Source organism: Mucilaginibacter lutimaris, assembly GCF_042676625.1.
Taxonomy (GTDB): Bacteria; Bacteroidota; Bacteroidia; order Sphingobacteriales; family Sphingobacteriaceae; genus Mucilaginibacter; species Mucilaginibacter lutimaris.
Window position 1 is genome coordinate 111994 of sequence record NZ_JBHTIA010000009.1, and the last position, 26365, is coordinate 138358.

Annotated in this window: 23 protein-coding genes and 1 tRNA gene; 17 read left to right on the plus strand and 7 right to left on the minus strand. The window is 39.1% G+C overall.

The features are described 5' to 3' along the window. The first annotated feature begins 104 nt into the window (after positions 1-104). The 5 genes from ACFQZI_RS13155 to ACFQZI_RS13175 all read left to right on the plus strand — a co-directional run bounded on the left by ACFQZI_RS13155 (position 105) and on the right by ACFQZI_RS13175 (position 7300). On the plus strand, positions 105-1823 hold the full coding sequence (locus ACFQZI_RS13155) for a type I restriction-modification system subunit M (RefSeq protein ID WP_377143139.1): 1719 nt from the start codon (positions 105-107) through the stop codon (positions 1821-1823). Positions 1824-1826: 3 nt separating this feature from the next. Next, on the plus strand, positions 1827-3182 hold the full coding sequence (locus ACFQZI_RS13160) for a restriction endonuclease subunit S (protein WP_377143141.1): 1356 nt from the start codon (positions 1827-1829) through the stop codon (positions 3180-3182). Between the two features lies 1 nt (position 3183). Continuing rightward, on the plus strand, positions 3184-6198 hold the full coding sequence (locus ACFQZI_RS13165) for a type I restriction endonuclease subunit R (RefSeq protein ID WP_377143143.1): 3015 nt from the start codon (positions 3184-3186) through the stop codon (positions 6196-6198). Next, positions 6198-6677 carry a hypothetical protein gene (locus tag ACFQZI_RS13170; protein WP_377143144.1) on the plus strand — a complete coding sequence of 160 codons (480 nt, stop codon included), beginning with the start codon at positions 6198-6200 and terminating at the stop codon, positions 6675-6677. Before ACFQZI_RS13165 ends, ACFQZI_RS13170 begins: the two co-directional genes overlap by 1 nt. Positions 6678-6799: 122 nt before the next feature. Then, the gene (locus ACFQZI_RS13175) at positions 6800-7300 is read left to right on the plus strand and encodes a hypothetical protein (RefSeq protein ID WP_377143145.1); all 501 of its coding nucleotides are present in this window, start codon (positions 6800-6802) and stop codon (positions 7298-7300) included. Here the strand turns inward: ACFQZI_RS13175 and ACFQZI_RS13180 are convergent. Continuing rightward, positions 7289-7513, minus strand: a complete 225-nt coding sequence (locus ACFQZI_RS13180) for a helix-turn-helix domain-containing protein (RefSeq protein WP_377143147.1) — start codon at positions 7511-7513, stop codon at positions 7289-7291. The two genes, ACFQZI_RS13175 and ACFQZI_RS13180, sit on opposite strands and share 12 nt — an antisense overlap. A 106-nt stretch (positions 7514-7619) precedes the next feature. Between ACFQZI_RS13180 and ACFQZI_RS13185 the strand changes: the two genes are divergently transcribed. From ACFQZI_RS13185 to ACFQZI_RS13230, 10 genes are all read left to right on the plus strand, one after another. Next, complete coding sequence (locus tag ACFQZI_RS13185) at positions 7620-7769, plus strand: hypothetical protein (RefSeq protein WP_377143148.1); 150 nt, start codon at positions 7620-7622, stop codon at positions 7767-7769. 315 nt (positions 7770-8084) lie between these two features. Continuing rightward, positions 8085-8681, plus strand: a complete 597-nt coding sequence (locus ACFQZI_RS13190; RefSeq protein ID WP_377143150.1) for a hypothetical protein — start codon at positions 8085-8087, stop codon at positions 8679-8681. After that, the gene (locus ACFQZI_RS13195) at positions 8674-9009 is read left to right on the plus strand and encodes a hypothetical protein (RefSeq protein ID WP_377143152.1); all 336 of its coding nucleotides are present in this window, start codon (positions 8674-8676) and stop codon (positions 9007-9009) included. The genes ACFQZI_RS13190 and ACFQZI_RS13195 overlap by 8 nt, the downstream gene beginning before the upstream one ends. Beyond that, on the plus strand, positions 9009-9338 hold the full coding sequence (locus tag ACFQZI_RS13200; protein ID WP_377143153.1) for a hypothetical protein: 330 nt from the start codon (positions 9009-9011) through the stop codon (positions 9336-9338). Before ACFQZI_RS13195 ends, ACFQZI_RS13200 begins: the two co-directional genes overlap by 1 nt. A 224-nt stretch (positions 9339-9562) precedes the next feature. Beyond that, on the plus strand, positions 9563-10375 hold the full coding sequence (locus tag ACFQZI_RS13205) for an N-formylglutamate amidohydrolase (RefSeq protein WP_377143155.1): 813 nt from the start codon (positions 9563-9565) through the stop codon (positions 10373-10375). Between the two features lie 486 nt (positions 10376-10861). After that, on the plus strand, positions 10862-11266 hold the full coding sequence (locus tag ACFQZI_RS13210) for a hypothetical protein (protein WP_377143157.1): 405 nt from the start codon (positions 10862-10864) through the stop codon (positions 11264-11266). A gap of 257 nt (positions 11267-11523) precedes the next feature. Then, a complete protein-coding gene (locus ACFQZI_RS13215) occupies positions 11524-11748 on the plus strand; it encodes a DUF2188 domain-containing protein (protein ID WP_377143159.1) in 225 nt (74 codons plus the stop codon). A gap of 43 nt (positions 11749-11791) precedes the next feature. Further along, positions 11792-12304 (plus strand): Pycsar system effector family protein, encoded by a 513-nt coding sequence (locus ACFQZI_RS13220; protein ID WP_377143162.1) that lies wholly within the window; start codon positions 11792-11794, stop codon positions 12302-12304. A 5-nt stretch (positions 12305-12309) separates the two neighbouring features. Next, the gene (locus ACFQZI_RS13225) at positions 12310-13383 is read left to right on the plus strand and encodes a hypothetical protein (RefSeq protein ID WP_377143165.1); all 1074 of its coding nucleotides are present in this window, start codon (positions 12310-12312) and stop codon (positions 13381-13383) included. A gap of 3 nt (positions 13384-13386) precedes the next feature. Further along, positions 13387-13848, plus strand: coding sequence for a hypothetical protein (locus tag ACFQZI_RS13230; protein ID WP_377143167.1), 462 nt, complete (start codon positions 13387-13389; stop codon positions 13846-13848). A gap of 43 nt (positions 13849-13891) precedes the next feature. On the opposite strand, the gene ACFQZI_RS13235 is transcribed toward ACFQZI_RS13230, so the two are convergent. Continuing rightward, positions 13892-14314, minus strand: a complete 423-nt coding sequence (locus ACFQZI_RS13235; RefSeq protein WP_377143169.1) for a hypothetical protein — start codon at positions 14312-14314, stop codon at positions 13892-13894. A 138-nt stretch (positions 14315-14452) separates the two neighbouring features. Here ACFQZI_RS13235 and ACFQZI_RS13240 point away from each other — a divergent pair, with 138 nt between their 5' ends. Next, positions 14453-14704 carry a hypothetical protein gene (locus ACFQZI_RS13240; RefSeq protein ID WP_377143171.1) on the plus strand — a complete coding sequence of 84 codons (252 nt, stop codon included), beginning with the start codon at positions 14453-14455 and terminating at the stop codon, positions 14702-14704. Positions 14705-14757: 53 nt separating this feature from the next. Here ACFQZI_RS13240 and ACFQZI_RS13245 read toward each other — a convergent pair whose 3' ends face one another. Beyond that, positions 14758-15987: a phage integrase SAM-like domain-containing protein gene (locus ACFQZI_RS13245; RefSeq protein WP_377143173.1), complete on the minus strand. Its 1230-nt coding sequence runs from the start codon at positions 15985-15987 to the stop codon at positions 14758-14760. 138 nt (positions 15988-16125) lie between these two features. On the opposite strand from ACFQZI_RS13245, the gene ACFQZI_RS13250 reads away from it, so the two are divergent. Continuing rightward, positions 16126-16203, plus strand: a tRNA-Val gene (locus tag ACFQZI_RS13250). Between the two features lie 201 nt (positions 16204-16404). On the opposite strand, the gene ACFQZI_RS13255 is transcribed toward ACFQZI_RS13250, so the two are convergent. From ACFQZI_RS13255 to ACFQZI_RS13270, 4 genes are all read right to left on the minus strand, one after another. Beyond that, positions 16405-17742: a vanadium-dependent haloperoxidase gene (locus ACFQZI_RS13255; RefSeq protein ID WP_377143175.1), complete on the minus strand. Its 1338-nt coding sequence runs from the start codon at positions 17740-17742 to the stop codon at positions 16405-16407. Further along, a complete protein-coding gene (locus ACFQZI_RS13260; protein WP_377143177.1) occupies positions 17739-21029 on the minus strand; it encodes a VCBS repeat-containing protein in 3291 nt (1096 codons plus the stop codon). Before ACFQZI_RS13260 ends, ACFQZI_RS13255 begins: the two co-directional genes overlap by 4 nt. Positions 21030-21129: 100 nt before the next feature. Continuing rightward, positions 21130-22713, minus strand: coding sequence for a SusD/RagB family nutrient-binding outer membrane lipoprotein (locus tag ACFQZI_RS13265; RefSeq protein ID WP_377143179.1), 1584 nt, complete (start codon positions 22711-22713; stop codon positions 21130-21132). A 4-nt stretch (positions 22714-22717) separates the two neighbouring features. Then, the gene (locus ACFQZI_RS13270; protein WP_377143181.1) at positions 22718-25948 is read right to left on the minus strand and encodes a SusC/RagA family TonB-linked outer membrane protein; all 3231 of its coding nucleotides are present in this window, start codon (positions 25946-25948) and stop codon (positions 22718-22720) included. Positions 25949-26365: the final 417 nt, after the last annotated feature.

Here is a 26365-nt window from a genome sequence, read left to right on the forward strand (position 1 = left end):
ACATAGTCGAGTCTGTCCAAAATGCAAGTGCTAACGTTAAATAAATCCGGTATTTTGCAATTATTCTGTACTTTTAAAAGAACTTAGCCTTTTCAACGAACTACATGAAGAATTTTAGAGAAACAGCGAACTTTATCTGGTCGATTGCTGACCTTTTAAGGGGAGACTATAAGCAGAGCGACTACGGTAAGGTTATACTACCGTTAACCGTGCTGAGGCGTTTAGATTGCGTTTTGGATACCACCAAAACCGAAGTACTAAAGAAGTACGAGCAGGCGAAAACCATGAACATCCAGAATATTGACCCTATCCTAAACAAGGTAGCCGGGTACAATTTTCATAACCGCAGCCAATTTACATTTGATAAACTAATTGCTGACCCTAATAACATTGCCGCTAACCTGATAGAGTACATCAACGGCTTTTCTGCTGATGCACGGGAGATTATAGAGCAGTTTGAGTTTGAGAACCAAATTACCCGCATGGATAACAATAACCTGTTGTTTATGGTGGTTAAGCGGTTCCAAGAAATCGACCTGCATCCTAACAAGGTAAGTAGCATGGAAATGGGTTACCTGTTTGAAGAGCTGATACGAAAGTTTGCGGAAATCTCTAACGAGACTGCCGGGGAGCATTTTACGCCCCGTGAGGTTATCCGGTTAATGATAAACCTATTGTTCCTAAACGACCGGGATATATTAACTCAAAAAGGCATTGTAAAAACAATATACGATTGTTGCGCCGGTACCGGTGGTATGCTTAGCGTTGCCGAAGAATACCTGCACGAACTTAACCCGGATGCCCGGTTAGAAGTGTTTGGTCAGGAGCTTAACCCTGAATCGTATGCTATATGTAAATCAGATATGTTGATTAAAGGCCAGAACCCGGTTAACATTAAAAAAGGTAATAGCATATCGGAAGACCATTTGCCGAACGAGAAATTTGATTACCTGATTACCAATCCCCCATTTGGTGTGAAATGGGAAAAGATAGGCAAGAAAGTTAAAGCCGAACATGATGAAAAAGGATTTGGTGGCAGGTTTGGTGCTGGTTTGCCTTCAACTGGTGATGGCTCTTTCCTGTTCCTCATGTCTCTTATATCGAAAATGAAGCCCGAAGGGTCACGGCTGGCTATCGTATTCAACGGGTCACCATTGTTTTCAGGTAGTCCAAGCGCAACCAAAAATGAATCAAGCATACGTCAGTGGATAATTGAAAACGACCTGTTAGAAGCCATTATAGCCTTGCCAAACCAATTGTTTTACAATACTGGTATAAGTACCTATATATGGATACTGTCCAACCACAAGTCCGCTAATCGCCGGGGGAAAGTACAACTTATCAACGCCGTGGACTTTTCTAAAAAAATGAGTAAATCCCTTGGCGATAAGCGTAACGAATTAAGCCCTAATCATATTAACGAAATTACTAAAGTGTACGGTGAATTTGTGCCAAATGAAATAAGTAAAATTTTTGATAACCGGGATTTTGGGTATTCAAAAATTACCGTTGAGCGTCCCGAAAGAGACTCTAAAGGCAATATAAAGACCGACAAGAATGGAAAACCAAAACCTGATAGTAGTTTAAGAGATACGGAAAGCATCCCATTGAAAGAGGATATAAAAGCCTATATTCAAAAAGAGGTGTTGCCTCATGTGCCGGATGCGTGGGTTGATGAAACTAAAACTAAAATTGGTTACGAAATTAACTTTACAAAATATTTCTACCAGTATAAACCGCTGCGTTCCTTGGAAGAAATAAAAAAGGATATTTTGGCATTGGAGCAAGAAACCTTAGGATTAATTAATGATGTTATTGCTTAGAACATGAAAAGCTATAACCAATATAAAAGTTCAGGTGATTCTTTTGTTAAGTCTATTCCCTCTCATTGGAGAATAGATAAGTTAAAAAGACATTGTTATTTAAAGGGTCGGATAGGCTGGCAAGGCTTAAAGCATTCTGAATTTAGTGAGGATAAAAATTTACCTTATTTAATCACCGGCATGAATTTTAAAAATGGAATAATTCAGTGGGACGAAGTTTATCATATCAGCGAGGAGAGATATAATGAAGCCCCTGAAATCCAATTGAAAATTGGTGATATTTTAATGACCAAGGACGGCACCATTGGAAAGCTTCTATTTGTTGACACTTTACCGGGTAAGGCTTCATTGAATAGTCACTTACTCGTTTTACGTCCTCTTAATAACGCTTATTTTCCAAGATTTTTGTATTATCAGCTTTTATCCGAACATTTTAACAACCACATAGAACTATATAAGTCTGGCACAACATTTTACGGGTTATCACAAGAAGACACAGGGAAATTCAAAGTTTTGTTACCCCCGCTTGAAGAACAATTCCGAATAAGTCAATACCTTGATTTTAAAACAAAGCAACTTGACAAGTTAATCTACGAAAAAGAAAAACTTATTGAGCTATTAAAGGAGGAGCGTATTGCAACTATCCATAGTGCGATGACTAAAGGACTTAATCCTCATGCTCCATTGGTTGATAGCGGCATTGAATGGTCGGGTAAAATCCCTGATTCATGGCAAATTTGGAAACTAAGTCACGCATTTAAAAAAATCGGAAGCGGGACAACTCCTGAATCAGGAAATCCATTGTACCATGAAAATGGCACAGTCAATTGGTTAAATACTGGCGACTTAAATGATGGCATTTTGACTGAAACATCCAAGAAAGTTACAGAACGTGCCTTAAAGGATTACGCTGCTTTGAAGATATTCCCTGCTCGTACTGTAGTTATCGCAATGTACGGTGCCACAATCGGAAAGGTAAGTGTGGTTAACTGTGAAATTACTACAAATCAAGCATGTTGCGTATTTTATGATTCAGATGTTATTATAAATGAATTTCTATTTTATTGGTTTATTATCAACAAACCTCAAATAATAAATTTATCCAAGGGAGGGGGGCAACCCAATATTAGTTCCGAAGCATTAAAGTCCTTAAAAGTCCCTTGTCCGAATAAAGATGAACAACAACAGATTATAGATTTTATTAAAGTTGAAGAGGAAAGGATTTTAAATATCGCTAACAAAGTCCGAAATGAAATAGATTATTTAAAAGAGTATAAAACTGCTTTAATTTCAGAAGTGGTAACCGGGAAAGTGGATATACGAGATGAGGCAATCACAGAATTATTAGCAACCGCATAATATGGCAAACGGCATTCACAATGAGAAAACTTTTGAAGCAGCTATTGCTGATTCACTGACTACCAACGGTGGTTACGTCTCTGGCAATTCTATTGACTTTGATGTAAACTTAGGATTGTTCCCGGTTTACGTTACAGATTTTTTAAAAGACTCTCAGCGGAAAGAATGGCTTAAAATCGAATCTATCCATAAAACTGATGTCGAAAGAAAGGTTATACAACGCCTGATAAAAGAACTGGATTTGCGTGGTACGCTGGATGTTGTACGTAATGGGTTTACTGATTATGGTGTTAAATTCAAGATGGGGTATTTTAAGCCTGAGTCATCTTTAAATCCTACAGCTGACACGCTTTACAATACCAATCATTTATCTGTTACCCGACAGCTTTTTTATGAACGTAAAGGCAATAACTCTATTGATATGGTATTATCCCTCAACGGTCTACCTATTGCTACTATAGAGCTTAAAAATCAGTTTACCGGTCAAAATATTAACCACGCTAAAAAGCAGTACGTTTACGACAGAGAGCCAACCGAGCCAATATTTCAATTTAAAAAAAGGTCATTAGTCCACTTCGCAGTTGATACCGATGAATGCTATATGACTACTAAGTTAGATGGTAAGCATACCCGCTATTTGCCGTTCAATTTAGGGGATAACAACGGTGCCGGTAATCCGCAAAATAAGCATGGTTACCGTACATCATACCTTTGGGAGTATGTTTGGGCTAAGGATAGTTTTTTAGATATTATCGGTAAATTCCTACACCTGAGTTCGGAGGAGTTTGAGTTTAACGGCATTACTAAAATAAAAGAAACAATCGTATTCCCCCGCTATCACCAAATGGATGTGGTACGAGCGGTAAGCAAAAACGCTAAAGCTCTTGGTGCCGGTCATAATTACCTTATACAACATAGTGCAGGTTCGGGCAAATCCAATTCTATCGCTTGGTTAGCCTACCGATTATCCAGTTTACACGATTATAATAACAACCGCATTTTTGATTCAGTAATCGTGATTACGGACAGGACGGTATTGGATAATCAACTGCAAAATACCATATACCAGTTTGAACACAAGCAGGGTGTAGTACAGAAGATAGATAAGGATTCGCAGCAATTGGCGGATGCTATCAAAACAGGTTCCAACATTATCATCACTACCCTGCAAAAGTTCCCATTCATATTAGATAAGGTTGGTGAACTGGCAAATAAAAAATATGCTGTAATAATTGACGAGGCTCACTCCTCTCAGGGCGGTGAAGCAACTAAGAAGATGAAGGAGGTTTTGGCGGCAAAATCATTAGAAGAAGCTGAGCAAGATGAAAATTTTTCAGGTTTGGATGAAGAGGCCGAGGATGAAATCAGGAAGTCGATGCAAGCCCGTGGTAAGCAAACTAACCTTAGCTTTTTTGCCTTTACTGCTACACCTAAAGCCAAAACAGTAGAGGTTTTCGGCACACCCGATGCCAGCGGTAAACCAAAGCCTTTTCACCTATATTCAATGCGGCAAGCTATTGAAGAGGGCTTTATTTTAGATGTGTTACGTAATTACACTACTTATAAAACCTTCTTTAAACTATCTAAAGAGATTGAAGACGACCCCGATGTAAACAAAAAACAAGCGGCAACTGCTATAGCACGTTTTCTATCGTTACACCCTCATAACCTTGCGCAAAAGACCGAAGTAATGGTAGAGCATTTCAGGCAGGTGGTATCAAAAAAAATTGGTGGGAAGGCAAAGGCTATGGTAGTTACCAGTTCCCGCTTACATGCAGTTCGGTACAAAGAAGAATTTGATAAGTACATTACCAAGCAAGGTTACAACGATATAAAGACCATTGTGGCATTTTCGGGTAAAGTGATTTACGACTTGTACCCGGATGGTGTAACTGAGGTTGAACTAAACGGGTTTAAGGAAAAAGAATTACCTAAGAAGTTTAACACGGACGAGTATCAATTATTACTGGTGGCTGACAAGTACCAAACCGGGTTTGACCAACCGCTATTACATACCATGTACGTAGACAAAAAGCTATACGGGGTTAAAGCGGTGCAGACATTATCCCGGCTAAACAGGATGTGCGCCGGTAAAGATGACACGTTTGTATTGGATTTTGCAAACGAAACCGAAGACATCTTAGATTCGTTCCAGCCATATTATGAACTGACCACGGTAGAGACCACAACTGACCCTAATCACCTCTACGATTTAGAGACCGAAATCAGGAAAGCCCGGATAATATGGGATACCGAGATAGATAACTTCTGTAACGTGTATTTTAAGTCCGCTAAGACATTATCTGTGGCTGAGCAAGGAAAGCTTAACGCATACATTGACCCCGCTGTAGACCGCTTTGAACAGCTCCCAATTGAGAACATTAAAGATGATGTAATCAACACAGAATCAACTCAGGAGGGATTCAAAAACTCTTTACAATCGTTTGTCCGGCTGTATTCCTTCCTAACCCAAATTATGCCGTTTACGGATGTAAATTTAGAAAAGCTTTACACGTATGGTAAATTCTTATTAAGGAAGCTACCACGTAACCCTAATGACCGTTTCCAATTAGGCGATGAGGTATCCTTAGAGTACTACCGATTACAGAAAGTAGCCGAAACTAACATCCTGATGGAGCCGCAAGGTGAGTACGGTTTAGATGGACAGAATGAGGCCGGTATTCGAATGAATAAGGAAGAACGGGCGGCACTATCGGAAATCATAGAGGTACTTAATAAACGGTTCTCAACCGAATTCAATGATGCTGACAAACTCTTTTTTGACCAGATTGAAGCTGAGTTAGTCGCCGATGCAAAACTCAGCCAGCAGGCTAAAAGCAACACTATTGAGAACTTTAAATTCGGCTTTGATGACATCTTTATGGATAAGCTAATCTCCCGTATGGAGCAGAACCAAGATATATTCTCTAAGATGATGGATGATAAAGATTTCGGGGGGCTGGTAAAGAATTATATGTTAAAGAAGGTTTATAATAGCTTAAATCAAAATGCTTAATGGAAGAAATCATTGTTAACTTTTGGATTTACGTCGATATAGGCACAGATACAGCATACAATTGGTGTGGTAAAATGTATTGTGTTAACGGTACAGATGATGAAAAATTGAAGCTTTTAGTTTCATTGTCTGAGAACGATTTTAAGACCGTGAAACGCAGAAATCTTTCCGATAAATTGTCCGTCATCGTTAACGGTGAAACCATGACAGGCAAACTTCCAGCCTCTTGCGTTGATGATTATTTTGACAGTAATGCCGATTGGTTTTGTGTAGAATTAGAAAATGAGTTACCTGATATTTTTATATTTGGAAACGGAGCTAAAACAAATCATCTTATTAAGCAGAAGCTTCCTACTACACCGTTATATGTATTGACTATTTTAATGGAAAACGAAAATGGCGAAGTTAGACCAGTGACAACAAATGCTAATAAGGAATGGATTAAGTCTGAAAGACTGAGATTAAGAGGCCTACATTAGAGCGAATTTATAACAACCAATTAATAGCTACAGTGATTGTTTTTACTTTTTGACCCGTGATAAATAGTAGATTAGGTTTTGTCTTATCTTATCACGGGACAAAACACAATAAATAAATACAGATGAAGATTAGTTATCCCTTTAAGATTGAAGATGTAAAAATAACCTTACTAAAAAAACTTCAATATAATAAACTACCCTATTTTACAATTACGATTTCGGGCGACGGATATGTTATATATAGGGGAGAATACGAAAAGGTTACCATTCAGAAAAGCAATATACCAGTATTAGATGTATTTAAACTTATAAAACATGCTGTGTATATAGGCTTTTTCGAAATGGAGGAAAACCCTAACACTGCTACAAGATTGGAATTTGAAAACGGTAATGTATGTAATATAGCTCATCGTTTTGAACAGGCTTCGATACCGTATTCAATGATTGAAATTACCATTGGTAATCAAGTGAAAAGATGTTTGTACTTAAATATGCCAACATACAACAGGTTAACAACATTTGCAAACCGAATAATTAAATACACGGACTTAAAAAAAATTATTGATAGCGAAGATGAACACTTTGAAATAAAAAAAGCGTTTGCCGAAGTGTTAAAATTTTAGATTATTAAATAATAATTCCAAATCGATTCCTAAACCATTGGCTACCTCATTCAGGTAAAATATAGAGGGATTAATCTTACCTGTCTCTAAACGTTGTATAGACTGCTGGTCTTTATCAATTGAATGGGCAAGTTGTTTTTGAGTGATACCTTTTTTCTCCCGGATTTCACGTATACGCTCGCCAAGGTTTTTAAGTAGTATCTCTTTTTCCATCAATGTATAATGGTAGCGTTACCGTCAAATTAATCGCACAACGGATGCGTTGTATGTCGATTTTTTTTCGTACCTTAGATTTCGAGTTTAACCTTCATTTTTATCCATGAAATCATTTTTAGTTCGCTTTTACATCGTCCCAAGCGGTGCAATAGAGGTAGTCATACAAGCCAAGAATGGCGGCGAAGCCGAACGAATCGTAAAGCTGCAATACGGTAGTAAATTCAAATCTATAGCCTCAACCAGAGAGATTTAAACTAATCCATTATTGATGACGGTAATCATTATGCTTTCAGTAGCAGTGCTCATTGTAGTCTATACGTTACTCAGAAACAAACCTAAATCCGAATGGACAGAATGGGAGCATCACCGTGATACCACCCCGTTAGTAACCCGCTCTACTACAGGTGAAGGATTGTTTCAGAATCAAGCCCATTGGGTGCGCTACAATAGCAAGACCCAAAGTTGGGAAACAAAAATCGTTACCGACCCAATTAAACGGCCTTTCAATGAGGCTACTTCCCTTAGCGACGTTTACAATCTTCAATTTAGATAATTACCATTTTATCACATGGCAAACATATCCGATTATGGAGGCATCCAGCCCTCTATTACAACTGTTGAAGCGTATCAACAGACTATTGAAACTATTAGCGGCTTGCTACTCCTTTATTCGATAATTGAGGAAGAGTATATCCGGGACGGCATAATTTACCATTTCTTTAAGAAAGGTTTTTGGGGTAAAAAACAGTTAGGCTACCTAAAATTAGAATATCTGCCGGGCAAACACACTGATACATCCCTATCCGTTGATGACAGCGGAAACCCCTTGCCACCATACACCGATATAGTAATTGGTATTGAATATGGCTCTGAATACAACTCTGTAAACTGGTCAGGGCAAGCCCGGATTTTCAATCTTGTATCGCCTAATAAACAAGTGCTGAGTTACGAGTTTTTGATTAACAACATCACTATTCAAAGAGATGCTGTCGGTCAACTGGAACTGGAAGAGATGCGCTCGGCAGGAAACATGTTAATGATGGACATGGGGCGTATGGGATATTTCCGTGAGAATATAAAACTATTGGATAGGGTTAAAAGCACCTTAAATGTTTTTGGCAAGTTTTTATCTAAATCAGATTACCAACCAGTAACCAATGAGTAACAACAGCTATAACGATTTCAAAAACGGCATTAAAAGCGACATTAAAGAAACCGGGGCAAGCTTGTTACTTGTTGGAGGGTTGATGCTGTTAGCGTGTATATTACTGGTAGTTTTTTTATTTGCAGTTAAGAGTACAACAATTGATGTATCAACCCGATTGATGCTCGGCGGGGGAGCGGGAATCATTGGTTTACTGTTGATATTCAGCCCTACAGCAAGGGTTAGGATTGCTCAAATATGGCTATTCGGCCTAATTGCTATACCACTGTTGTTTGTACTGTTTTTAGTCGGGTACATGTTTTACACAGCATTTTCATCAATTAAATAATGGCAAGAAACTACTACCGCATTACTTTGTATAACACTCAATTCTTTACTGAATTGGTAACTTATAAATTCCCTATTCTACCGTCTGCTGGTGATATGATAGAGGTAATTAATCAGCGTACTATGTTCGTAGTGCAAGGTAGGTCTTTCCTACCTTATTATGAAGCTGGCCTAATTGAGGTAATGTTACATGGGGTGTTTGAAAATGGTGAAGACATGGGGAAGCACACCTTTGATAAAATTAGGGTTGCTATACGTGACGAGCAGGATAGGCTAAGAACAATGGACTGTACAACAAATTTCAATGGGTTTCCAAGTAGTTTGGATTAGTAATTGGCAGTACCGAAACCCCATTTAACGGGGGTGATAACTCTTAAAAACCCTCCCTTTTTGTACCCACTGGTCCAAAAGAGCTGCCCGCCCAGGGCAAGCAAAAGCCGATTTTGTTATAAATTCACGAATAACAGGGTCGTCTTGTATAGAGTTACTACAATAAAAGCGGGTTGAAGCGAGAATTAAGCCGTTAAAAAATTTAGAAAAATTCAGTTTGTCAGATGGTATCAAATTTAATTCTACACATCCCCCATGCAAGCGATAACATACCGGACAGAGCGGGGTATGTTGTTACCGATGATAGATTAAAACAGGAAATGTCACTACTTACAGATTGGTACACTGAGGAATTGTTTGCCTTTGAGGGGTGTATTAGGTGTGTTGCGGATTTTAACCGGGTATTTTGCGATGTTGAGCGGTTCGCTGATGACAACCGGGAATCAATGTCAACTGTGGGCATGGGGGTTGCCTACACCAAATGTGACGACGGCAGCGAACTACGTAATGTGTCGCCTGAATTAAAAGCCAGTATCTTAAACGATTACTATTATCCACATCATCAAAAGCTTAGTAACGCAGTGGCTGAGCAGTTAGAAAGGGATGGCCGGGCATTGATTATTGATTGTCATTCATTCGCTAATGAACCATTTAACCGAGATTTAGACAAGAAAACACCCCGCCCTGCTATCTGCATCGGTACTGATGGTTTTCATACACCCGAAGGTTTAATAACGTTTACCTATAATTATTTCAAGTTTGCTGGCTATAAGGTGCAAATAAATACACCGTACTCAGGTTCAATGGTGCCATTAGAGTATTACCAACAAGATAACAGAGTACATTCAATGATGATTGAAGTCAACAGAGATGTGTATATGGTTCCCGGCACTAATACTAAAGGCCGGAATTATGTTAAAATTAAACGTGCTATTAATAAATATCTCTATAAAGTCAGGGAGTTAATGTATTGCGATTACCCTCATCTAAGTAATGAAGCCAGTGCTATTCCACTACCGCCTGCGAGAGAGATTTGAGAGCTACAAAAGCGTTTACCATCATAACTGTTTTGGTTGACACCTTGTCTACTTTACTGATTTCACATACTGTCAAAACCTTTCTTAGTCCTTTAATGATGGCCTGCAAGGAGGGTTTTTCCGAAAAATCGCTTACGCTCTAACTTTCCCAATCCGTCTACCGAGCCGTCCGCAGTTTTGTAAATTAACTAACCGACCTACACTGGCACGCTCCTTCTGTATTAAACTCCATTTGGTAAAGGAAGAAATTGTCGAATTCATTATGTTCCAATTCGATTACGTTCATCCGTTTGTACGGAACTATAAATTTATATATATTTTTATTGAGCAATAATCATCTCATATAATTTATATGCATCATTATTTGCATGTAATTATGGTACTAATGTTAGTAACTTAACAATATTGAGCTTATTTATTAACTTTTTGTGGATAACTAAATTGTTATAGTCGATATGATTTTTATATATCTTTGTACATCAGGCGATGCAAGAAGCGATGGAATTAAAATTTATAGAAATAGATACCAATCCATTAAAACCAAAAGCAACAGTACATGCTTCGGGAAGGCTTGGCTTTAATGCTGAGGCGATTGCTTTTATGGAGTTAAGTAACAAGAAGAACTTTAGAGTAGCCGTAGCAGGAGAAACAGGCGAAACTTTAAAAAACATTTACTTAATCGAGCAGGATAATGCTTCTGGTGCGGCAAAAGTTGCGAAAACAGGCGACTACTATTATTTAAATGTAGGTAACCTTTTTGAAGACTTAGAGGTAGACTATAAAAATTACAGTATTATCTATGATATAAAAAAACAATTATACGATGATAAAGACATGTACGTATTGAAGATGCGAAAACCAAAACAGAAAAAGAATCAAGAAGATGAATAGGCTAAAGTTACTTTAAAAAAAATGCTTCACGAAGCTACCAACTTCGGAAGCATTTATAGGAATGCTGATTTGTATGTTTTTTACGGCTTTTTACCGTAGCATTCCGGGTGTTAATTGTGATTAACTTGTACAAAAATAGATATTAGATTGAGATATCCTAATGTTTGTACTTATTACACCTCAAATAAAATGTACCGGCAATAAGCTCCTAATCCGTGATAATGTCGGAGTCGGTAACAATTATTATAAAAAACATCATGTCGAAAAAGAATGTACATGTAGTACCCCACCAAGGAGATTGGGGTGTTAAAGTTGAGGGTAACTCAAAACTGAGTAAAGTATTTGACACACAAGCCGAGGCGTCGTCCTATGCTCGTCAAAGAGCAATTGATAATTCTTCGGAATTATTGATTCATGGTAAAGATGGTCAAATCCGTGATAAAAACAGTTACGGTAACGATTCACATCCACCCAAAGGTTAAATCTAAGCCCTCTGTAAAAGGAGGGCTTTTTTATTGAAAAATCATGGATAATTTTAACAGTAGGTCGGAACTTATATTTTCTCGATTCGATAAGTATTTAGAAACTGTAAATACTAAAGGTACTTTGTATTTAGCAATAAACACCTTTTTTATTAGTGCAGTAATCGCTAACATAGATAAGTTGAATACCTCATTTGTCTTAACCGAAGAAGTAATCACATTCATAGGATTATTTCTATGTGTCTGTTTGATATCTACTGCTTTAGTTCTTTTAGCCATCAATCCATTTTTAAATACTGGAACAAAAAATGGAGTTGCATCAAGTATATTCTTTTATGGTAGTGTAGCAGCTTACGAGAAAGATGTATTCATTAAACGATTAAATGACATCTCTACTGAGGAACTAAAAGATGATGTCGGTGGTCAACTGTACTGCTTAGCAGAAGGTTTGAAGTCCAAGTACAATAAACTAAAATGGGCTGGGTGGCTTGTTTTGGGTGAATTTATCCTTTTAATACCCCTAACAGTTTTACTAACAAGTCATTTAAAAAAGTAAATCAAATGGAAAAGAAAATAATTTTCGGAAAGTACATACAAGATTTAAATAATATAGTCAGAAATAAGGATATCCTACAAACTCGCTCTTTTTCAACCTTTAGTGGTAGTAACAAAATCAACTTGTCAGAAAGTTTATCTCATGGTAATCCCCTTGGTCACATAGAGCCGTTAAGAGCATTATTAAATCTGCCGCAACCTCATATTTCATCTGGAACCCATAAAGACTTTAATCAAATTGGTGTAACTGAAAGTTCAGAAAATCATTATATCGTTTCAGTATTTATGGATGTAAAGAACTCGACTATTTTTTTCAATAAGTATAACAACAATCAAATCGCCCTAATTATTCAAACAATACAGGCTGCGGCAATTGCTATATGTTCTTTGTTTGAAGGGCATGTTCAGAGACTTCAATATGATGGATTATTCGTTTACTTTGGCGGCAAAAACATTACGAAAGAAAAGGCAATTAAAAGTGCACTGCATGCAACGTCATTCTTCTCTTATTTTGTGAAATATGAGTTGAATGAATTACTAAAGCAGTATGAATTTGATAAAATATCAACACGCTCAGGAATTGATTTTGGTGACGACAATGATGTTACTTGGTACAGGTTTGGTATTGGTGAAGCCTCAGAAGTTACCACAGTTAGTTTACACACCAGTGTAGTGCCGAAAATGCAGTCAAATGCGGAGGCAAACGGTATTGTTATCGGTAATAATGTGAAAGAAAGGTTGAGATTAGATGAGTATTCTTCAAGTGTCACTTATCAGAAAGATGGTAAGATAATTATTGATGATTTTATTATTAATCAATATCGGCAACATAAGTTTAATTGGCAATCTTGGCTTGCAAACCATTTTCCATTTGTTAAAAGAGAAAGCAATAAGATATATATTGATTACGATTCTAATAAAAATGCACAAATAAAACAATTCAACAATAATGATAACGAGTTGCTAAGAATTTTAGGTTATTCAACAGGTGAAACGTTTATTTCTCCTACCGGTATTCCGAATGTAACTCATTATGGTACACCTGCTCCTAATAATAGTAATTATGGGATAATTGAGTAGATAATGATAGATTTAGAAGGCATAGACTGGTTTGTTCAGAAAGCACTTATCGAAAGGGATTTACCACTAATGAAGGTTAAATATCATGAAGCTAAGATAAAAAGTATAGCTTTTTCAGTATCTCTACCGGGTCAATCATATATTTTCGTTTTTTTGATAGTGTATTTTGCAGAGTTTCGACACGGAGTTCAAATCAATCAACCGTATTTATATTGTCGAAACGATGATATTATTCGCCACATAGACAACCATATCAATTCAAAGGGGCAAATTTGTTATTTCTTTCCGGGAGACTTGTCTTATAAATCTGGTTTAAGCTGTTTGTATGCCATTCAAGCAGCAATAAAATGGGCAGACTGTTACAATTATTGGTTTAAAAATCAGATGGGAGGCTGGCCTTGTAAAGAAATGCCACATGGCAGCTATGCACCTGCTTACTTCAATATACAGAGGCCAATGTTATGAGGATATAGTCATAAAGGTAATAGGTAAAATATACTGGTTACCTTTATTCTTGTCCTTCTTCTCTAAACCCAGCATCACTGCTTTCAAAAATATTGATTGATAAAATTGGCGTTGAAATTTTTAATTTGAATTCACCAATAGTTTTGGTTTTGTCCTCATTTAGATGTTCATATATCCAAAAACCTAAATACGCTGGCGAACCGGCAGATTCAAATTCAGATATATGTTGAATTGCCAAATCATCAATTATTATTACTTCGTCAGAATCTGAACGAAGCTCTAATGTGTATTTTTCTTTATTCTTTTCTAAAGTTGCATAAAAGTTCGCATACTCTCTGGAATTAATCAAATCAGAAAAAGCTTTTACGGCTCCTCTTTTATCCGATTTATAACTCAAATAAAAAGTATCGTTAGACATAAATGCTTGCGAGTCGTCAAGCTGAATTGTTATTTGCAGTAATCCCATAGTTTCAAAAAGTAAATAGGTTTAAAAGTCAAATATAGTGTGAAAATCTGTCAATTTTTCTTATCTTATACCTATGCATTATCCTGTTGCTAACCGAAATGCTTTTTTACTACATTTATAACAACTTAATATATAAAAATGAATATAAAGATTCAACGGATTTACAATCAAAGTGGTATAGAAACCGGAGCAATTTTAAGTGGTGTAGTTGCAGTAGCAACAACTATTCAACAAAAAAATTCAATCGAAAATTCACTCGTTCAATATGCATTCGACAAGCTTTATCCGGGTCAAGGATTATCCATTTATCGAGAAGTGTATATTGATACCCCTGCGATTGTGGTGGTAAAGGAGGTAAATAATCTACCACAAGAGAGCGTAGTAATTTAAATGATACAGCACTAAATCAATGTTAGTGCTGTATTTATTATAATCTTCGGAATTTATGAGTAGACCGATTTCTGCAAATTCAAGTTAAGGCCATCTACTATATCCTTTTCAAAGTCATCCAAGTAAATTGCAGTTGTTCGGTTACCGTATTGGTGCCCCATTGCTTCGGCAATCAACTCGTTTGAGTACCCCATCCGTTTAGCCAACGTAGCCCAAGTGTGCCGGGCAACATAAGTCGTAACTTCACCAATTTCGAGGTTACCAGATATTCTTTTTAAGTATTTATTAGTGGTCTTAATCCATTGCAGAATGATGTTTTTTGCCTCTACACCGTCTTCTTTAATAGCGTTAGGCATGATGGGTAAAAGATATGTTCCGCTCTCATTACAATAGTTTTTGAAGATTGCCAAAGCTTCGGTAGTCAATCTAATATCGTAACGCTTACCGGTTTTGCGCCGTTTATACTGTAAGCGACCAGACTTAATATTTGAGGGCTTTAAATATGCGAGGTCGGTAAACGATATACCTATAAGGCTAAAGCTTAGCATAAAATAGTTTTTTGCATCCCACTCAGGCTTATTGAGTACAGCATCGTAGGTTGCAAACTTTATTATTTCTTCCTTTGTGATTGCACGTTTGGCAGTTCGTTCGGGCTTAAAGGCAATATCGGTAAAGTAGTACGCATCTTTGCTTACCAACTTCTCTTTAATGGCCTTATTAAAAATCGCCCGAATAGTCCTAAAGTAGTTGCTTATAGTATTCGGCTTTACGCCGTCACTAACCAACTTACTTTTAAAGTTTTCAAGAAAGCGGTAATTTATTTGCTCAAACATAAGTTCGGCAAAGTTTGCAAACGATATAAGGCGGTTAACCGAAGTCTGATAAACAATAGCATTTCCAACCTTATTATTTTGGTACAGGTCATTTATTAACCGGTTCGAGTATTCGTTAAAGGTAAGTGGTTTGGTTGCTTCAACTTCAATTACCGGCTGCACCCTTATTTTCTCCTTTAAGGCCTTCAAAGTAAACTGTTGATTGTCCAATAACCCCTCAGTAGACTTCTGCACCTTGTGGTAAGCGTTGGTAATAGCAGAATGAAGGCTTTTAAAGTTAGGGTGAGATTTGAGTAGTGTGGAGTTGTGCTCGTCCCAATGTTCTTTCTTAATTGATACACCTACGGGAAATGCAGCGGTTCTACGATTGTGGGTTACCCGGATAATTACAGGATAAGTACCATTTGCTTTGGCTCTGCGGTCGTCTAAAACTAAATGTGGGAAAACCATAAAAAGTTGATTTTATGGCTCGGCGGCGTGCTCTCGCTTGCAAATGCTTGCAAATTTCATAACAACACATCGACAGGACGGCAGCGAGTAAGTAAATTTTTTTCACAATTACCTATAAACCAATCCCTTTAAGCCAAAGGGAGTTTAGCTCAGCTGGTTCAGAGCATCTGCCTTACAAGCAGAGGGTCACTGGTTCGAACCCAGTAACTCCCACCAAAGGGATACTTTAATTCCCAAACCCTGTAAATTTATAATTTACGGGGTTTTTTGTTTTTAGCACTTCTTACTCCGGATTCCGAACATTGAGATAAAAAACAACTGTTCTGTAAATTGAGTGTATGGCAAGCGGTTGCCGCTAAACCGCAACTTAAATAAGTGATTCGTTTATATTTTTTTCGGCAAGAAATACAGGAGGGATCAAGGCTTAACCGGCTTAATGCCGGCTTTCATAATTTTTTCTATAATGCCCCTGCCAATCTTCCGGCCCTGTACGTTACCATTCTCTACACTTTCTTTATAATGGATGCCCCCATAAAAACGCGACATTGACGCTTCGGCCGCGGCGCTTAAAAAAGATTTAAAATCGCGCTCACCGCTGCCAAATGGTACTTCGGTATTATCTGTATAGGCAAAGTTATCGCCAAGTAAATAAGTCAATATCTCTGCCGATGCGTATGATATAACCGCGTGCCCGCTGGTATATTCGGGGAACGGTGGCGTTTGTAAAACGGGTTGCCACTTTTGGTCTATATAACGGTTTATGTAGGTTTCGGGCCGTATCCGGTTGCTGGCATATTTTTCTTCCCAGCAGCTTATAAAGGCATCCATTAATGTAAAGCCCTCAATGGTTGCAATTAATACAGACTCATCAAAGTTTAAACCTGCCTTGCGGGCGGCTAACCCGGCTATGTGCATCCAATGCCCGCCGGGGCTTATTTTTTTATAACCTATGGCCATATGGCCCGACGAGGTAATGGCAAAGGGGTTACAATCCCAAAAAAGCGCCTGGTTAAGTTCATCTGTTGTAAGTGTTTTAGAGGCCTCATAAACGGCCATTACCCCTTTATAAAATGCGGATGTCGAATCTTTTGAAAATGGTGTAAGTGGCGATGGTTTGTACTGCCCTGCGGAATCTATCACCAATGTGCGGATGGTTTTCCAGTTTGGCTCTACCGCTTCAAAGTAGCCGGGCGGCGTTGGGTACCACTTGCCCTCGTCTTTTAGCGGTGTGTAGCGTTTAAGCGCGCTAAGTTCGCCATAGTGGTCGGTTTTAGAGAAAGCAATAACATCTGCCGTTGCCAGCTTTGCTGCTTTTACAGATGCATCTATAATGGCATTATTTATTTTTAATTTTCGTAAAAGTTGTAAAAAAGCGTCCTGGTCATCTTTAAGCATAAACCCCGATGGCAATAATAGCTTTGCAGTTTCTAATATGCTGTAATAGGCGGCGATACGTGTATCATATTTTCCCTTTAAGGTATCAATACTGCCCGATGGTTTAAAGGCCTTTACAAACTTTTGCACTGTAGGTATAGCCGCATTATTTTTTGATATAATGTTATAAGCAGGCAACATACAATATGCGTAATAACGTGCCGCAACAGGCGGGGAGGTAACGTCATGTACCATAACCATTGTTACCGCATTAATGGCGTGATCTGGTTGCAAATAATCTGGGTAGTTATTTTTTTTACTTTGTGCCAGGCAAGCTGATGCCATAAGGCAGCAAAGCATATAAGTGCTTAATAATTTCATTTCTCTTTATAAAATTGCAATGGGCCATCGGCTAAACCAAGTAGCAGGTAAGGTAGTCCGTTTATCTTGGTTTCAACTACCGATTTTACGTCACCCTTTACAGACAACCCTGAAATTCCCTGTTCAACATAGTTAAAGCCGCCTTTACCGTCACCCTTTAGCAAGCAGCCGTAGTTTGCATCTATACTCCCTATTTTAAGGCGATTATCAGAGCGGTTGCCAAATAGTAAAATATCTATATTACCATCATCGTCAAAATCTCCGGTTTTTATTTGCGTTGCAGGTGCAAACTGTGCTTGTGCAGGTAATGGTATAGCTTTGAAACCGTTGCCTGTATTGATGTAAACACGTGTATTAATTTCGTTAACTGTTAGCTTATCAGCTTTGCTTAATTCATCCGCAGTAAAAACTTCGTTAATGGTGGCATCTGCATACATTTTGTACGAATTAAACCTGCGGCGCATAGGGTAAATCTGCTCATTAAGTTCATCCCTGCTTACAAACGGATAGCTTTTGCCATCGATATAAAAATTAAGGAAAGGGTCTATTGAACCGTTCCCGTCAAAATCGGCGTAGTAAAGTTCGGCAGGTTCTTTTTCAGAAGCCCGTATCTGCGTGTTCATTCCTAAATTACCGGCTATGAGGTCAGGCTTACCATCGGCGTTAACGTCTGCAAAAGCAAGCTTAAACCAAAAGCCACTTTGCGGAGTAGCAAAATATTGGGCAGTTTCGTTTTTAAAGCCCGATGCCGTGTTTGTCAATATTGTTATTGGCATCATTTCTCCGCATAATACCAGATCGGGGCGTTTGTCGCCATTTAGATCTATCCATTGCGCATCAGTAACCATTCCTGTTTTATCAAACTGCACGCTTTGTGAAGCGAATTTGCCTTTTCCATCATTTACCAGAAGAAAACTTTGAGGTGAAACAGGGTATTTGCCGGGTATTATGCGCCCACCTACAAAAAGGTCTAAATCTCCATCCCCATCAAAATCACATGCTGTAACAACACTTTTGCTGCTCGCATTCAGTATAGGTAACGCATCGGTAGAAATATTGTAATCTCCTTTGCCATTGTTTATATACAATTCATCCTGTAATTCGGGGGTATTGGAAGTGTAAAGGTCATATCCACCTTTGGCAATATAAAGGTCGGGCTTACCATCTCCGTTGGCGTCAAAAAACAAAGCGGCAGACGTGGTGCCCGTACTTTGCCCTTTACCAATCTCACTTATTATATATTTACCCCCGGCTTGCTGTATATATAATTTGCCCGCCATGCCGCGGTCGCCGCTTATAAACAGGTCTTCCAGTCCGTCGCCATTAACATCTGCCTTGCATATAACAGGTGAAACTTTCGAGTACATGAAAAGCATCAGCAATTGCCGCTTAAAGTCGTTGATTGTAATTTCTTCGGGTTTAAAGTTTATAACCGGTTCAGCTGCTGTAAAAACTGTTTTGTTATTTGCCTTTGCAGGAGAAATTTTATTGCCGGCTTTATAATTTACAGTTAATAACTGTTTTGGGGCTATGTTGGTTAAAAGCTGAACCGTCAGATCAGGCCAAACTATTTTAACCGAGTCGATATTTGTGTTGTTGCCAAGGCCAAAGTTAAGCGTTGTAGAAACACATGACAAATAGCCCCGGTTGGGTTGTACTTCCTGATATTGCTGATTGCCTTGCGCGTAAACATATACTTTTGAACCCACAGCATTGGTGTTTTTAGGATAGCCGGTTAATTTAACTGCCAGATATGCTATATGATTGTTTTCGGTGGCTGTATTTTGATATATGATGGCGGGTTGATTTATGGCATTTATAACCAGGTCAAGGTCACCATCATTATCAAGGTCGGCGTATACAGCGCCGCTGGATACATCACCCTGGTTTAAGCCCCATTCCACTTGTTTGTTGGTAAACGTAAGGTTTTGATTGTTTTTAAAAATGTAATCGGGCACGGCGGTTGATGGCATTGCTGTAACCAGGTCCATTAGTTGGAAAGGTTCGCGGGCCATGGCCTTTTTTATTTTATAGTCGCCCCAGTAGCGTAAAAAGTCTTTATTAGTGTAATCGCGCAGGTAACCGTTTGATATAAAAATATCCTTGTATCCATCGTTATCAAAATCGGCTATTAATGGCGTCCAGCTCCAGTCGGTATTTGATATTCCTGCAAGCTGGGCAATTTCACTGAACGTGCCGTCGCCATTATTTAGCTGCAGCATATTACGCATATATTGTTTGTAAAGGCCCTGGCTTTGCATTAAAGCGAAGGTCTCGTAATTTTCTTCGAGTTGTAGTGATTTTTGGCGGTGATTGTCGGCTGGCATCATATCCAGTGTCAGGATATCCGCGTTGCCATCGTTATTAAAATCGGCAATATCCACACCCATCGAAAAATGCGACATATGCCTTACCATTTCCCTGGCCTTATCTGTAAAAGTGCCGTTGTGGTTATTGATATAGATGTAGTCGGGTTCGTTATAATCGTTGGTTACGTATATATCCTGCCAGCCATCTTTATTAATATCGGCAATGGCAATACCTAACCCAAAAGTAAGCGGGTTTTGTATTATGCCCGCAGTTTTAGAAACATCGGTAAAATGCCCGTTATTGTTTTGGTATAGTTTGTTGCTTGCAAGTTCGTCGGTTAGGTTCTTATAGCTTGCAATTTCCATATTATCAATTTTTTTGATGTTATGGTTCAGTAAAAACATATCCAGGTCGCCATCATTATCGTAATCAAAAAACGCGGCCTGGGTGCTATAACCGGGTTCGGCTAAGCCGTAAGTTTTAGCTTCTTCTTTGAATTTATTCTTTCCGTAGTTAATAAATAACTGATTGCTGCGGGTATCGTTATCTGTTTTACCCGAATAGCATACATAAATATCGAGCAAGCCGTCGCCGTTTATATCGGCCATTGTTACGCCGGTTTTCCAACCGCCTTTACGGCCTTCCATACCGGGGCAGGCTTCTTTGGTGATGTCCTTAAATTTTAAGCCACCCAGGTTTAGGTAAAGCTTATTGGGTTTTATGTTGCCTGTGAAGAACAGGTCGGGCAGGCCATCGTTATTTATATCGCCAACCGCTACGCCTCCTCCATTGTAAAAGTACTCGTATGAAAGTACATTTAGCGATTCTTCTTCTATGATGTCGTTACTAAATTTTACACCTGTTTGGTTTGGTGGTAATAGCTTAAATAAAGGTTGCTGGGCACATAATGTACTTGCAGTACCTAAAGTTGCGGCTATTAATGCCGTTACGTTACGGATGAATTTAAAAAGAAACATATCAATAGATATATAAGTTAGGGTGCTTATATGGAAACAAGTTACTAAAAATATAAAAAGGGAGACGTTAGTCTCCCTTTTTATATTAACATGCGGGTGATTATTTATCCCACCACACGCGTGTAGCAAAATTATCAGCCCCCTGGCTTTGAACGGCAGCATTATAATTGGCGCCGTTTTGTGAAATAAGCGTAGTAGGGTAAGGCATTCTGCGTGGTAGCTGCCCTGTAATGTACTGACCAGGGAAAGTAACCGGCGTTAATACCGGGAACCCAGACCTTCTCCAGTTAGAGAATGTTTCATTAAAATTAAACAGGGTTGAAGTAGCCACCCAGTACTCAGTGTTAATTTGTGCTAACGCCGTAGCCGGGTTTAGCGGATGAGTACTTACAAAGGTATTAATGTCGGCATCGCTAACCACTGCTATAGGGGTTGTATTATAGTTAATTAACGACCTCATGTCAGCTGCTAAAGCGTTGTTCCAGTGTGTAGCTGCAACGCCTGTATTCCAACCTCTTGTAGATGCTTCGGCCAGCAACAGTTCAGACTCACCATAAGTGTAAATATAGTTTGCGCTGCCCTTGTCTGCATATACATCGAAACGTGGGCGCGAATATTTACCTAAAGGAGCCGGTGAATCATCTTTTACTGCAGGGTCTGCAGGGGTTGCACCCGGGTAGCCCGGCGCGTTTACAACAGAGCTTATGGTATAACCATTTGGCAAGCCCATTTGTACATTTGCAGCATTATTGCCTGCAGTTTGGTTTTGGTTTGCTGCAAGGCCGTTACCCGCGGCAATTTCTGCAATGGCAGATATACGTGGGTCGTTAGTAGATTTCATATAATCTATTAACGTTTTACCCCAGCGTAACTCGCGGAAATCATCAGGTGTACGTATCACATCAGAGTTGCTGCTGGCAGCATTGTTTCTGTCAGCATATACTTTGGCATCGTCGGCTACACTGCTCATAGTGCCGCCGGCATAAGCTTTTTCTGCATATTGCTTTGCAAGATCGGGAGCTACCTTAGTTAAACGCATACCTACTTTAAGCATAAGCGAATAGCCAAGCTTTTTCCATTGAGATATGTCGCCTTTGTAAAACAGGTCGGCAGTTAATTTATCTTTTGCCGGGTCAAGCGCCGCTGTAGCTGCGTCAAGCTGTTTCAACATGTCGGTATAAATATCCTGCTGTTTGTCAAACTTCGGAGTAAAGTTTCCGGTTTTTGCCTGTCCTGCCTCTGTATAAGGAACATCGCCGTAAAGGTCGGTAAGGCGTTGAATGATCATAACCCTCATGATCTTTCCTGCGGCATCAAGATTTGTATTGGCAGGTTTATCTTTAACAAGCTGGCCCATTTCATACATAAGCGTATAAGCCTGGTAGGCGCGGTTCCATGTATAGGTATAATAACCTGTACCGGCGCTTGCAAGCACGTACTTATCGCCATTGTTATAGTAATTGAAGGTTGATGCTAAAGACTGCATCCAGCCTGCCTGGAAAAGCAACTGATCGTACCCGGTTTGAGAGAATGTGATCTGTGCCTGTGGTATGAACAAATATGGGTCAATAAACTCTCCCGTTGTTTTATCGGGGTTTGTGTTTATTTCTTCAAAGTTTTTTGTACAACTGGTTATGGACATAGCGGCCGCTAAGAGGCAGCTAAGGATATATCGTTTTTTCATCTGTTTAGTTTTTAAATTTGAAGTTTACGTTTAAACCATAAGTTCTGGCGAAAGGTAAGCTTGCACCTTCAATACCCGCATACTTAATATCGTTTGAGAAACCTGACTCCGGATCGATATTTTTGGTATGTTTCATTATAGTCCAAAGGTTACGTGCAACTGCCGATACACCTATGCTGCTGAAAGGGGTGCCCCTTAAGAAAGCCGCGTTGAATGTATAACCTAAAGTAACCTGGCGTAATTTAATAAAGCTGCCATCTAACACATCTACTACACCAACATTATTAGCCAAAGCCTGGTAATAGGTTTGTGCCGGTGTGCTTACTGTATTTGGTGTGCCGGCTTCGGTAACACCTACACCAACAACACCGGTTTCGCGGCCTTCAAGTGTAAGTTTATTTAAACCTCTGTATATGCTGCTATATTCAGTTGCAGATAATACTTTATTACCAAAGCGGTAATCAACAAGGAAACCTAAGTTAAACTGCTTGTAGTTGAATGTATTGTTAAGACCACCATAAATTTTAGGGATGGTTGAACCCATAGGGATCAGGTTACCACGCTGAGGGCGGCCCTGGGCATCGTAAACAATGTTACCTGAGGCGTCACGTTTGTAGTCGGTAGCTAAAATTTGAGGGCCCGGTAAACCGGCAACTATCGAAGTGATTGCAAAGCCAGAGCTTGCTGACGGACGGAACCTGCCAAAATCTATTTTATCGTTGGTGATACCATCGGTTTGAAGGATCTTGTTTTTAACGTAAGTGAAGTTAAATGATGGAGTCCAGCTAAAGCCCGAGCCTTTAACCGGTGTACCATGTAACTCTAACTCAATACCGCGGTTTTGTGTAGAACCTGTACCGATGTAACGGTTGCTGTAACCGGTTGACCAGTCTAAGTTGCCGTTAACGATCTCGTTTTTGGTTTTGCGCGAAAACAAAGTAAGGTCGAAACCTAACCTGTCGCCCCAGAACTTCATTTCTAAACCTGCTTCGATCTCTTTTAAGGTAAATGGTTTTAAAAACAAGTTTGGCAGTTGGCTGCTGAAACCTGCTGTTGGTACACCATTTATAGAGTTATTCAGGTCGTAATAAACGCGGTTAGCAAAGGCTGATGCATCATTACTGGTTTGCGCGAATGACAAACGAAGTTTACCCAGATCAACGCCATTCATGTGGTAAAGCTCAGAGAAGATAAAGCTACCAGAAACCGACGGCGAGAATATACCCGGGCCAACATCTTTACCTATAGTGCTATAGTAATCGTAACGGCCGGTGGTGCTTAATACCAGGAAGTCTTTAATAGAAAAGTCTGCTGAATAGTAGGCTGAGTTTACCTGCTTTTTGCTAAGCTCGTTGATCGGACCCGAATCGCGTGATTTGAAGTTTTTTAAGCTGTAAAAGTAAGGAAGTGTAAAACCACCCTGGCCATTGATGAAAGTACCGGTGTAGTCAGATTTACGTATGTTACCACCAATGCTCAAGTCAAGGTCTAAGAAATCTTTAACAATGTTATGTTTGGCGTTTACCAATACGTCGGCGTTAAACTCTGTTATCTGCTCGTTCCTTTGGTTCATTGTGCCATTATCGCCGCGATAACCGGTGCCTGTTGGCTCAATATCAACCCTTTTATCGTTGCTTTGATCGTAACCAACGCGTGCCTGTGCAAACAACCATTTAGTAAAATCGTACTTGGTAGATATAGATGATATTAAACGGTTCCTGTTTACATTTTTTTGGAAATAGTTGGCGGCAAAATAAGGGTTGGTTACATAACTGTCATCAGTAAATGTTAACTCTCTACCGCCGGTAGTTGTTCCGGGAGCCAATGTAGCCTGATCCTGGTTTGGAGCCAAAAACTGTACGTTGTTTGGGTTACCCGGACCATCACTTAAACCAGACCTGTTTTTAGAATTCTCCAACACATAGTTGGCAACAACGTTGACAGAAAGTTTTGAGGTGATGTTTTGTGAGCCGTTAAAGTTAAACGTTTTTCTATCAAGGTAGCTGTTACGCACCATTGAGTTGGCGCGTAGATCTGATAATGATAACCTGAATGCGCCATCTTTACCGCCATTTGTAAGTGCAACAGTGTTGGTAAATGAAGGTGCTGTACGGTAAAAATCAATATAATTGCTTACCGGAGAGTAAGGGTGGTCTTTACCATCTATTTGAGGCACCATGCTGCCATCCATTTTAGTACCCCATGCAAGGCTACCAGAGTTACGGGCTTCGTTAAGCGAAGTTGGCTTTGCAGCTACACCCGCTGCATTAAGTATACCCTGGCCGTAAACCTGTTGAAAATCTGTATTATCAACAGGCTGGTCAAACTGAATGTTGGTGTTAAACTCAACACCAAAACCAGAGTTCTTTTTACCTGATTTGGTAGTTATTAAAATTACACCGTTTGAAGCACGTGAACCATACAGCGCAGATGCAGACTGGCCTTTAAGAACAGTCATTGTTTCAATATCATCAGGGTTTAAGTTAGAGATACCGTCACCATAATCGGCACCGCCCCACTCGCCGGATGCACCTCTTTGTGTGTTATCCATTGGTACACCGTTTATAACGTATAATGGGCTGTTGCTGCCTGTAAAGCTCGTTAATCCACGCAGTAATACACGTGCAGATGAACCCGGACCAGCGTTTGACGCACCAACGCTTAAACCGGCAACACGGCCTTGTAATGATAGGGCAACGTTGGTTTCTTTGGCTTTGTTTAAATCTTCGCCTTTAACGGTAGATACCGCGTATCCCAGTTTCTTTTGCTCTTTGGTTATACCTAACGCGGTTACTACCACCTCGTTTAAGCCGGTGCTTGCAGTAACCAACCTAACACTAATGGTTGTTTTACCTGCAACACTTACTTCTTGTGTTTGGTAGCCTAAAAATGAAATTACCAATACAGCATTATCCGGCGCGTTAATAGTGAAGTTACCCGAAGCATCGGTTACTGTTGCTGTATTGGTGCCTTTAATTTTAACCGTTACACCAGGCAGGCCGATACCGGTTTCGTCAACAACTTTACCGGTAATTACGGCAGCGTTAGTTAATTTGTTTTTATCAGAAATTACTTTTGATTTTATATCAAGGGTTAAGTTTTTAGATGTATTAACCTTTGCCACCGATTGGAGGCTAAAAGCTACCGTAAAAAAACATACCAGTTTCATAACTAATACGGGCTTTTGCAGCCAGTATTTGTTTTTTACACCCGATGGATGTGTTAAATGGTTCATAGTTTGATTTGTTAAGTGATTAATAGCGTTTTTTTTAATGCATGAGTAAGCATAATTTTTTAATGTCAGGATTGTTACCATCCGGTAGCAGCCCATTTTTTGTAATTTTTTTATCCCATAGGCACTTTTTAAGTTAGGTTAAATATATAATCCACTATATTTCAATAGGGCGCAATGCGCCCGGTAGTTCTTTAGCGGTTTAAGAACATTGGTTGTATTAATAATTCTCTTAAAATCTTTTGAAAGCCTAAGGTTGTTGATCATGAAATTACCTACAGGCACTGTTTGCTGATTGGGAAATAAAGCTATACTATAACGCGCAGCATCATACCACGCCATTAATGGCGAAGCAAAAATTAAAATACAGATATGAATGAAATGGGGTATCATGATCTCTTCACTTCTAAATTTAATTTT